We start from the raw sequence: 10,937 nt of genomic DNA, 5'->3' as shown, positions 1-10,937 counted from the left end.
AGTTCAACTCTGTTGTCTGTGTAACAAAGCTATCTTATATTTCCTTATTTGTCTCGTTATGTGTAGCTTTTTTATCTTATAAATTAAGATCATCAAACGGATTTTTCACGTTTTCCAAGGTCTGTTTACTGACATGCGTATAGATCTCTGTTGTTTTCGAAGACTTGTGACCAAGCAATACTTGTATGATGCGCAAATCAGTGCCGTTTTCCAATAAATGAGTCGCAATGCTGTGCCGCAAACAATGGATGGTATAGGGCTTATTAATCTTCGCTTTAATGAGTGCCTTTTCAAAAACCTTTTGCAAGCTTGAAGCGGTTAGCGATCTTCCGGGATTCTGCCCTTCAATCAGGTACACCAGGGGACGGTGATCAAGATAGTATGCTTTTATCTTCTCTAAAGTTCGTTGGCTTAACGGGATAACGCGGTCTTTTTTTCCTTTGGCATTAATAACCGACAACAATTTCCGCTTCGAATCCAGGTGCTCCAGTTTCAAATCAACGAGTTCGCCCCTTCGTAAACCACAGGAATAAATCATCATCATGGCCATTTTGTGTTTGGGATTGGTTATGGCCTGAAAGAACTTTTCCAAATCGGGTTTGCTAAAGACTTTTGGTAGCGGATTCGATTTTAGCGGCCGCTCAATCTGTTTGATATTCAACAAGCGGCTGTAGTTCTTTTCATAAAACAATTTTAAAGCGCTCACGGTCTGGTTCTGAAAAGTAGCGCTTAATCCATGCTTCATAATGAATTCGGTATTAAATCGGGTAACATCTTCGAGCTGTACTGCTTCAGGAGTTTTTGAAGCATAAAACCCGAAAAATATTTCCAATTGGTGAATATAGGTGTTGATCGTGTTCTCCGCATAGCGCTTTTGTTCCATCCATTTTTTAAAAGACTGGATTTGTCCCTTCACCTCCGACGATAATTGTGCATTGATGGCCTTCAGCTTATAGCGGGGTTTTACCAATACAGGCGTATGCATTGTTGGCTTGTTTTTATCCTTCATTAGCCCCTCATAATCCACCCAAGCCTTTCCCCTGAACGTCTCAAAAAATTGGTGCAGGTCAAATTGTGCTTTGGGCACATACCCGCAACCCATCGTCTGGCTCCAGCGGGTACCTTCAAGCTGCCTGACCTGGGCGGTTAGTTCGGCATCATAGTCAAAATCAATCCGCACAACGACTTGTTGCCGGTGATTGGCGTAGCTTAGGTTGATGGTTTTTTGTTTGGTCACAAGTGCAGGTATTCTGTTTAGCTCCACAAGTTAAAGAATCTTACAGAATAAATTATTTAGCCAGTGCTAATTTAGTTTCATTCAAAATAAGGAGGCGAAAATTCCAAATTTCATGTTCCAAATTCCAAGTGTCCAACCACTGGCGAAAAACGACAAGAAAATGACCGGAAGAAGAAGCGATCAGTCGACGTTTTGGTTTTATCCAGTATCGACCCCAGCGCAAGCCCTCCGGGTCTACTTCTCGGGGAACAGCATTCGGCGTTACCTTGCCGGCAGATACTGGTCCGGGGATAGCTGGTTCGGGGGAATGATCAATCGGCCGTTTCTACCCTCCATCCCCGAATCAAGTCCATAGTTTCTGCTAGGTTTCTCCTAGGTTTGTGTTAGGTTTCTGTTACCTCACTAACAGAAACCTAGTATAAACCTAACACAAAAGTAGTAGCTAGTCCGAGCTTGAAACGACCAGGAAGGGGAAGCAAGGGTGCCAGAAGAATGACCTGCTGACATCATCAGCTTTCGATAGGTCGGAACAGCTCTGGCAGTTTACGATACGATAGCAGCAAGCAAAACAGAACAAGAAAAATGGCGTAAGGAATTGACCAGACAAAGTTTCCAGCCTGCCACCACAGCCCGGTATGCCGTAGCAGATATCTGTTTCATCGGGTATCAAGCCACCCGCTGAGAGATCCTGACCCTTCGGTTGCCACACAGAATGACTACTTGTACGCGCGGTGAGCGAGAATATTGCCGTTGGATTCATCCAACGGGTTTGCATGCTGCGTTGCTTGCAGCCAGGCTTTAGCCGCATAAGGAAATATGGCTAAAGCCCTTTCTGGTCTGTGCTACTTCCATGATCCGTTGGCTAAAGCCGAACGGCAATAGTGCCCATTCATTGCCTCGTTTTAACCGGGTTTGGCGTTTGGTGTTTAGTGAAGCCAGTATCCAGCATCGAGCATCCAGCATCGAGCATCCAGGATCAACCCTCCAACAGATCCTGACCCGGCGGCTGCCGGGCAGGATGACTCGTCGAGCGGGCATCCAGTATCGAGCATCCAGCATCCAGCATCCAGCATCGAGTCGCTCAGCTCAGTTTGCTGGCTTTTAACCGCAGGCTGTTGGCCACCACCGACACCGAGCTGAAGGCCATCGCCGCTCCAGCAATCATGGGATCGAGCAAAAAGCCATTGACCGGATACAGCAGGCCGGCGGCAATGGGGATGCCAATGGCGTTGTAGATAAAGGCCCAAAACAGGTTTTGCTTGATGCCGAACACCGTTTTTCGCGACAGTTGCAGGGCCTTGGGAATGGATTTCAGGTCGGAGGTGATGAGCGTCATCTTCGCCACATCCATCGCAATGTCGGAACCCTGCCCCATGGCAATGCTCACGTCGGCCTGGGCCAGCGCGTGCGAATCGTTGATGCCGTCGCCCACCATGGCCACCAGCTTGCCTTCGGCTTGCAGTTGCTTGATAAATTCGGCCTTATCGGCGGGCAGTACTTCGGCCTTAAAATCGGTAACCCCCACCTGTGCCGCCACGGCCGCCGCGGTTTGACGGTTGTCGCCGGTCAGCATGTAAACCGATACGCCCATCTGTTTCAGCCGGGCAATGGCTGCTTTCGAACTTGGTTTCAGTTGATCGGCAATGGCCACAACGGCCAGCACCTGCTGTTCGTTGGCAAAGAATACCACGGTTTTGACCTGGTCCTGCCACTGCCGGCTTTGCTGTTCCAATTCCGTTGTGAGGGCAATGTTCCGTTCCTGAAGCAGCTGACTGTTTCCAACGAAATAGCGTTCTCCCGCTTCGTCGCTTGCTTCCACCCCCTGCCCGGTCAGGCTGTTAAACCCCTTGATGATCGCCGGACGGATCCCATCGGCCTGTAGCCTGCGAACCACGGCTTCGGCCAGTGGGTGCTCCGACTGGGCTTCCATGCCCAGCAACACGCCACGCGCGTGGTCGCCGGCCTCTGTTGACTCCCACACGATGTCCGTCACTTCGGGTTTGCCCTTGGTGATGGTGCCCGTTTTATCGAGCACGATGGCATTCACCCGGTGCCCCAGTTCCAGGCTTTCCGCATCTTTAATCAGAATATTGTTTTCGGCACCCTTCCCCACTCCAACCATAATGGCCGTGGGAGTCGCCAGTCCGAGCGCACAAGGACAGGCAATGACCAATACCGCCACCGACGTCAGCAGGGCATGTGTAAAGGCATCGTCACCCCCCAGCAGCATCCAGGTAGCAAAGGTTGCGATGGAAATCAGCAGCACAACGGGCACGAAGATGCCCGCGATTTTGTCGACCAGCTTCTGCACCGGCGCCTTACTGCCCTGTGCTTCCTGCACCATTTGAATGATTTGGGCCAGCAGCGTTTCGCCCCCCACCTTCTCGGCTTCAAACTGAAAACTGCCTTTTTGGTTGATAGTTCCGGCAAACACTTGTTGGCCGCTGGTCTTCTCAACCGGAACGGGTTCGCCGGTAATCATACTTTCATCAACAAACGAATTTCCCGACACCACCGTTCCATCAACCGGAATTTTCTCACCGGGCCTCACCACCACACGGTAGCCTTTCTGTACCGAAGCGATGGGGATTTCCTGTTCCTGCCCGTCGATGATGGCTTTCAGCGTTTTGGGCTGCAAGCCCATCAGCTTTTTTAGTGCCGAAGAGGTGTTCGACTTGGCTCTTTCCTCCAGCAACTTACCCAACGAAATAAAGGTGATAATCACGGTCGCGGCTTCGTAATACACATGCGGATGAATACCCCGCGCGTGCCAGAAGCCGGGAAACAGGGTATTGAAAAAACTGAACAGGAAAGCGATCCCGGTGCTTAAGGCCACCAGGGTATCCATGTTTGCCCGTGCGTGGCGCGCTTGTTTCCAGGCGTGAATAAAGAAACTTCGCCCGAAGTAAAATAAAACCGGAACGGACAAGGCCATTGAAATCCAACGGCCGGGTTCCCATTCCATGAAAAACATGCCCAGCACAAAAACGGGTAGTGTCAACAGTGCCGACCAAATCGTCCGCTGTTTGACATCGGCATAGTGTTTTTGCTGCATTTCCTGCTGGGCCGCCGCCGGATCTTCCGTATCTACCAGCAAATCGTAGCCAATGGCGCGAATGGCGTTTTGCAAATCGGCCGGGCTAAGCTTGGCATCGTATTCCACCCAAACCGAATTGGATGCAAAGTTGACACTGGCCTGCATCACCCCTTCGGTATGGCTTAAAATAGATTCGACACTCGACGCGCAAGCGGCACAGGTCATACCGCTTACCGGAAAGGTTTGTTTGATCAGGCTGCTGTCTGCTGCTTTTGATTCTGTTAAAGTCAATGTTTTCATCGCTGTGTGGGATTTAATTGTACACCACAAATTTCGCCCATACAAGGCCCAAAACTGTTACAGAATCGTGCACACGATTTATAAGATTTTGCTTAGAGCGAATCCAAGGGTCGGAGGTCGGGGGTATGGGATTTTTTAAATTGGGAGGGCGTCATGCCGGTTTCTTTTTTGAATTGAGAAGACAAATAAGCCACGCTGCTGTAGTTCAGCTCAAAGGCAATTTCCGACAGGCTCAGCTCATCGTAAAACAGCAGTTCCTTCACCTTCTCGATTTTCTGCCGGGTCAGGTACTTTTCAATGGTGATGCCTTCCACGGCCGAGAACAAGCGGCTCAGGTAGCTATATTCATACGCGAACTTGTCGGCCAGGTAAGTGGATAAATTAACGGTCAACGGCTCCTTGCTGTGGTGAACCTGCTCAACAATCAGGCTTTTGATTCTGGAGATGATGGCCGACTTGCCGGGCTCCAACAGCTCGAAGCCAAGCGCCCGCAGTTTAGCCCCCAACGCTCGCCGCTGATCTGCCGAAATGCCTTGCGCCAGGTGAACCTGCCCCAGCTCGACTTGCTGAAAGGAAACATCCAGCTCCTTAAAGGCAGCTTCCACCGCCATCACGCAGCGCGGGCAAACCATGTTTTTGATATGCAGGATTTCGGGATTGGCCATCACATGATCATTTAAGAATACAATTCGTTTTGAGGATTAGACGCTAAGATACGCCATTTTGTTTATTTGAAATCGAAATCAACCAAAGCAAAAAGTCGACCGAGGCTTTGTTCATTTCACTTCGGACGACTTCTTGTTTCCCAGTCAGATCTGTTCTCCAACAATCATCAAATGGCTTTCATACGCTTGTTGGTTGCGGCTCAACCGCCAGAGCTAATTTGATAGGGCGAACTTTTCAAGGCCTTGGAAAGACCTTCCAAACGAAGCGGTTGATCCGTTTCGAGGACCACTTCCTTTTCGCTTAAATTAACTTGCACATTTTTAACCGATTCAACATTCAACAGCAGACGGCTCACCACATTGGCGCAACCCGCACAGGTCATTCCCGATACTTTATATTTTTCAATCATAGCGGTAATTTTTAAAGATTAACAAAGCTCAAAAATAAGGGTCAGCCATCGGTAATCTGTTATGTTTTTTTGCCTTGGTTTTATAACATTCTGATCGGATTGAACGCCTGTAGATTCAATCCCGAACAGCTCCTGAAAATATTATCCGGCTTCTCCACACTTTTGTTCCTTAACTTCCAAGGTATTCCTATCTTTATAAACCGATAAACGCCCGTTCCGCGTCGTCCGGTCTAAAAATTAAGTCTATGAATACGAACAACATTGATACGGATCAACTCATTGCAAAGCTCATGAAAATCAGGGAAGCCATCCTTTCCTGCGAAGAAGACTACGAGCCGGTTATTCAGTCGGTGCACCCCAACTATCGCTACAGTGTGCGTAATTTCATCCGGTACCTGAAACTGCGCACCTTCGAGCTTCGAAAAATACAGGAAGAGCTTTCGTCCATGGGACTGTCTTCCATCGGCCATTCGGAACGCTACGTGCTGGCCAATATGGAGAACATCCTGTATTTCCTGCACTTGTACCAGGGCAAACACTTCAGCGGGAAATACGATTTGGGCGAGCACCCGGTCAATTACTTCCAGAGTAACACAGTCCTCGAAAGCAACACAACCCGCTTGCTGGGAAAAAGCAACCAGTCGCTCAACACACGCATCATGGTTACCCTGCCGTCGGAAGCCGCTACTGATTACGAGCTGGTCAAAAACCTGATTGGCCAGGGAATTGAGGTGGCCCGCGTGAATTGCAGTCACGACGAGCCGGACGACTGGAAAAAAATGATTGCCCACGTGCACCAGGCATGCCACGAAGTGGGGCACGAATGCCGGATTTTCATGGATTTGCCCGGCCCCAAGATGCGTACCGGATTGGTGAAACTGAAAAAGAAGAAAAAGAAGAAAAAGCCCATCGACTACATCACCCTGCATAAAGGAGACCATCTGCATCTGTATCAAGCAAGCCTGGAAGGTCAAGATGCCAAGTACGATGCCGCTGGCGAAATGATTGCTCCGGCCAGGATTTCGATCGCTTCGCCCATTCAATTTGAAGATCTGAATCCGGGAGAAAGTATTTGGTTCGACGATGGAAAAATCGGTGGAAAGATTCGCGCCATCACCCCGGAATACCTCGATGTGGAAATAACCAGGGCCAACAGTAACAAAGGAAGCCGGCTACGGGCCGAAAAAGGCATTAACCTGCCCGACTCCAAGCTGAATCTGCCATCGCTCTCTCCCGATGACTTGAGTTTCCTGCCCATCCTGATCGAACTGGCCGATATTATTGGCTACTCGTTTGTAAGAAAGGCGGCCGATGTGGTGGCGCTTCAACAAAAACTGGCTGAATATGGCAAACCCGATATCGGCCTGGTGCTGAAAATTGAAAACCGCGATGCCTTTGAGAACCTGCCCGAACTGCTGATTGCCGGCATGCGCAGTTCGAACATTGGGGTAATGATTGCCCGCGGCGACTTGGCTGTTGAGCTGGGTGCCGAGCGCATTTCAGAAGTACAGGAGCAAATTTTGTGGCTTTGCGAAGCCGCTTTTATTCCCAACATTTGGGCAACCCAGGTTCTGGAAAAACTGTCAAAGGAAGGGGTGGCTACGCGCGCCGAAATTACGGATGCCTCCATGGCCGCCCGCTCCGAATGTGTGATGCTCAACAAAGGGGCAAACATGCTGGAAACCGTGCAGATTCTGTCGAGCATCCTGCATCGCATGGAAGCCCATCAATATAAAAAGAAGGGCACCCTGCGCGCCCTTCAGGTGGCCAAAGGCTTTTTGGATAAGCAGCAATTTCGAGATCTCTCGTGATGAAACCAGCCGTGGCACACAAAACCAGTTCACGGGAAATAGAAACGAAAAACGTACTTTTGCAGCTGAATTGTAAAATCAAAAAAAATGAAACAAGCAGAAATTCATACCAACAAGGGAGTCATGAAAGTTAACTTTTATGAAGAAGACGCCCCCGGAACAGTGGCCAACTTTGTCAAACTTTCAGAAGAAGGTTTCTACGACGGACTGACTTTTCACCGCGTCATCCCCAATTTTGTCATCCAGGGTGGATGCCCCGACGGAACGGGTGCCGGTGGTCCGGGCTATCAAATTAAGTGCGAACTGGACGGCGATAATCAGTATCACGACCGCGGTGTGCTGTCGATGGCGCATGCGGGAAGAAACACCGGTGGGTCGCAATTTTTTATTTGCCACAGCCGCGAAAACACAGCTCACCTCGACCGCAACCACACCTGCTTTGGCAAAGTGTACGAAGGTCTGGAGGTCATTGATGCCATTCGTCAGGGCGACACCATCGAGAAAATTGTGATTTCAGAATCCTAATGAATTCAGCGGATTGGATGGGTTCGCTTGTCCAATCCGTTTTTCAACTTAAAATATGGGAGGTGGAGGTGCAGCCATAGCAGCCATGATGCAGGCGCTTCGAAGCAATCGCATCCTGTTAAAAAACCGACGAAAGATTTTCGATAAAAACTCGTCGAAGGAAAACTACAGCCATAAACAGCTCCATTTTAAAGAAGCCACACCGAAAGAACTCGCCCGGTTTCGCACAAAACTAAAATCGAAGAAAAAAAGAGAAAGACGAATCACCGTCTTCATATGGGCAATCGCCCTGGTTGGCCTTGCGGTAGCCATCTATTTCCTAAGCCGATAGTTTTTCCGGAACTCCAATTTAAGACTGTTGGTTTTCCAGAAACTGGCGGGCGGCCTCCAAATCTTCAGGCGTGTCAATGCCAATGCTTTCAAAGCGGGTTTGGGCAACCTTAATGCGGAAGCCGCTTTCGATCCAGCGCAATTGCTCCAACGATTCCGCCAGCTCCAGCTTCGACGGAGACAGCTGGGTAAGTTGCTGCAAAATATCTTTCCGGTAGGCATACATGCCCAGGTGACTGTAAAATTCGTGCTCAGCTAGCCAGTTTTCTTTGGCCGCCCCGCGAATATGCGGAATGGCCTCACGACTAAATAGCAGCGCCTGCTGATCCTTTCCAACCACCACTTTGGGCCGGTTGGGGTTGAACAGCACCTCGGCCGATTCAATGACTTTCACCAAGGTGGCAATCTCCGTTTTCGGATCTGCAAAACACGACTTCAGCGCATTAATCTGCTCCGGACGAACGAAGGGTTCATCGCCCTGGATATTGATCACCACCTCAAAATCATGTTCAGCCGACAACAGTTGTGCCGCCTCCGCACATCGGTCGGTACCGCTTGGATGATCTTCGCGGGTCATGACAAACTGTCCGCCAAAATTGCTTACGGCTTGTGCAATCCGGCTATTGTCTGTTGCCACCCAAACAGCATCCAGCCCTTTGGCCGCATTTTCGTACACATGCTGAATAATGGGCTTACCATTCAATATGGCCAAGGGTTTACCCGGAAAACGTGTGGATGCAAAGCGGGCAGGAATAATACCGATAAACTTCATAGTTGGTAAATTATTTAAACCCTTCGTTATTCTTACACAACAAAAACAAAGGCTTTAATCGTTAAAATTGTAACTTTGTCAGTTGAAAATTCAGCAGTAAAAATATGGATGTTCAGGAAATAAAACAACGTTTTGGAATTATTGGGAATGCCACCGGGCTCAATCGGGCCATCGAAGTCGCCGTGCAAGTTGCGCCAACAGACTTATCGGTTTTAATTACGGGTGAAAGTGGAACCGGGAAAGAAGCGTTCCCCCAAATCATACATCAATTTTCAGCACGTAAACACGGCAAGTACATTGCGGTAAACTGCGGCGCCATCCCGGAAGGGACCATTGATTCGGAACTTTTCGGACACGAGAAAGGGGCTTTCACCGGCGCACTATCCGATCGCAAAGGTTATTTCGAGGAGGCCGACGGAGGGACCATTTTCCTGGATGAAATTGGCGAGCTGCCGCTTTCTACGCAGGTTCGTTTGTTGCGCGTGCTCGAAGCCGGCGAATTTATGAAGGTAGGTTCTTCCAAGGTTCTGAAAACCAACGTACGGGTTGTGGCGGCCACCAATGTTGACATCCCCGTGGCCATTCAGGACGGGAAGTTTCGCGAAGACTTATACTACCGGCTTAATACTGTCCCCATTCGTGTGCTGCCCCTGCGCGACCGCAAGGAAGACATTTTCCTGCTGTTCCGTAAGTTTGCCCTCGATTTTGCCGAACGCTACCGGATGCCACCCATCCGCCTCGACGATGAAGCGCAGGCGGTACTGACCAATTACGACTGGCCGGGAAACGTGCGCCAGCTAAAAAATATTACCGAGCAAATATCGATCATCGAGCAAAACCGAAACATCGACGGCCAGGCCATGCGGGGCTATCTTCCCAGTGCCATGAATCACTTGCCTGCCCTGTACAAAGGAATTGATGAGAAAACATTTGCCAACGAACGGGAAATCCTGTACCAGGTGCTTTTCGACATGAAAAAAGACATGAACGACCTGAAAAAGCTGGTACACGACCTGATGGTTGATGGTGCCGACCGTCCGGGATTTCATTCGGATAATGCCCAAATCATCCGAAAAATTTATCAGGGAGACGAAAGTACCATCACACCCGAACGCAAAGCCCAGTCGCCCATTCCGTACAACGATCCGATTGATCGGGAAAACATTCAGGATACCGAAGAATTTGTTGAAGAATCACTTTCTTTGGAAGACAAAGAAGTTGAATTAATCAAAAAAGCCCTCGAAAAACACAACGGAAAACGCAAGTACGCTGCCCAGGAGCTGGGCATTTCAGAGCGAACCCTCTATCGAAAAATCAAAGAATATGACATCAATAAATAGCCTCAAAAGCATCTTGCTGCTTGTTCTGATCAGTTTGGCAGGACATGGATTGTTTCAAAGTTGCAAGGTGTCCTACTCGTTTACAGGAGCTTCCATCTCACCCGAGGTGAAGACATTTTCGGTCTACTATTTCCCCAACCGGGCAAGGCTCATCAACCCCAACCTGAGCCAGCAAATGACCGAAGCGCTGCAGGACAAACTGCTGCGACAAACTTCGCTCAACCAACAGGAAGAAGGCGGCGATCTGGAGTTTGAAGGCCAGATTACCGGCTACGATACCCGCCCGATGAACATCTCCGAAGGCGACCTGGCCGCACAAACCCGCCTGACGGTTTCGGTGAAGGTAAAATACACCAACAACACCAATCCGGACGAGGACTGGGAAAAAACATTCTCGGCATACGAAGACTTTGACAGCAACCAGATTTTAAGCAGTGTGGAAGATGAATTGGTGGTGCTGATTCTGGAGAAATTAACCGATGATATTTTTAACGCGTCGATTGCGAACTG

The 10,937-nt window shown here is 49.4% G+C and carries 9 protein-coding genes and 1 pseudogene; 5 read left to right on the top strand and 5 right to left on the bottom strand.

From position 1 onward, the window contains the following. Positions 1-76: 76 nt before the first annotated feature. The 4 genes from NC99_RS07550 to NC99_RS07535 all read right to left on the bottom strand — a co-directional run bounded on the left by NC99_RS07550 (position 77) and on the right by NC99_RS07535 (position 5,649). The gene (locus NC99_RS07550; RefSeq protein ID WP_053181738.1) at positions 77-1,237 is read right to left on the bottom strand and encodes a tyrosine-type recombinase/integrase; all 1,161 of its coding nucleotides are present in this window, start codon (positions 1,235-1,237) and stop codon (positions 77-79) included. A 1,081-nt stretch (positions 1,238-2,318) separates the two neighbouring features. Beyond that, the gene (locus tag NC99_RS07545; protein WP_053181734.1) at positions 2,319-4,574 is read right to left on the bottom strand and encodes a heavy metal translocating P-type ATPase; all 2,256 of its coding nucleotides are present in this window, start codon (positions 4,572-4,574) and stop codon (positions 2,319-2,321) included. 92 nt (positions 4,575-4,666) lie between these two features. Beyond that, on the bottom strand, positions 4,667-5,239 hold the full coding sequence (locus tag NC99_RS07540; RefSeq protein WP_053181731.1) for a helix-turn-helix domain-containing protein: 573 nt from the start codon (positions 5,237-5,239) through the stop codon (positions 4,667-4,669). 200 nt (positions 5,240-5,439) lie between these two features. After that, positions 5,440-5,649 (bottom strand): heavy-metal-associated domain-containing protein, encoded by a 210-nt coding sequence (locus tag NC99_RS07535; RefSeq protein ID WP_053181729.1) that lies wholly within the window; start codon positions 5,647-5,649, stop codon positions 5,440-5,442. Between the two features lie 245 nt (positions 5,650-5,894). Between NC99_RS07535 and NC99_RS07530 the strand changes: the two genes are divergently transcribed. The 3 genes from NC99_RS07530 (at position 5,895) to NC99_RS07520 (ending at position 8,316) form a co-directional block, all read left to right on the top strand. Next, positions 5,895-7,460, top strand: a complete 1,566-nt coding sequence (locus NC99_RS07530; protein ID WP_053181726.1) for a pyruvate kinase — start codon at positions 5,895-5,897, stop codon at positions 7,458-7,460. A gap of 87 nt (positions 7,461-7,547) precedes the next feature. After that, a complete protein-coding gene (locus NC99_RS07525; RefSeq protein WP_053181725.1) occupies positions 7,548-7,985 on the top strand; it encodes a peptidylprolyl isomerase in 438 nt (145 codons plus the stop codon). A gap of 55 nt (positions 7,986-8,040) precedes the next feature. Further along, on the top strand, positions 8,041-8,316 hold the full coding sequence (locus NC99_RS07520) for a hypothetical protein (RefSeq protein WP_053181720.1): 276 nt from the start codon (positions 8,041-8,043) through the stop codon (positions 8,314-8,316). An 18-nt stretch (positions 8,317-8,334) separates the two neighbouring features. On the opposite strand, the gene kdsB is transcribed toward NC99_RS07520, so the two are convergent. Next, the gene (kdsB, locus tag NC99_RS07515; RefSeq protein WP_053181717.1) at positions 8,335-9,087 is read right to left on the bottom strand and encodes a 3-deoxy-manno-octulosonate cytidylyltransferase; all 753 of its coding nucleotides are present in this window, start codon (positions 9,085-9,087) and stop codon (positions 8,335-8,337) included. A gap of 104 nt (positions 9,088-9,191) precedes the next feature. Between kdsB and NC99_RS07510 the strand changes: the two genes are divergently transcribed. Further along, positions 9,192-10,427: a sigma-54 interaction domain-containing protein gene (locus NC99_RS07510; protein WP_053181714.1), complete on the top strand. Its 1,236-nt coding sequence runs from the start codon at positions 9,192-9,194 to the stop codon at positions 10,425-10,427. Next, a pseudogene (locus NC99_RS07505) lies at positions 10,411-10,911 on the top strand (LptE family protein); the annotation flags it as partial. The gene NC99_RS07510 and the pseudogene NC99_RS07505, both read left to right, overlap by 17 nt. Positions 10,912-10,937: the final 26 nt, after the last annotated feature.

Origin of the sequence: Sunxiuqinia dokdonensis, assembly GCF_001270965.1 — a bacterium.
In the GTDB taxonomy this organism is placed as follows: domain Bacteria; phylum Bacteroidota; class Bacteroidia; order Bacteroidales; family Prolixibacteraceae; genus Sunxiuqinia; species Sunxiuqinia dokdonensis.
This window is presented reverse-complemented; position numbering and strand designations above follow the sequence as displayed.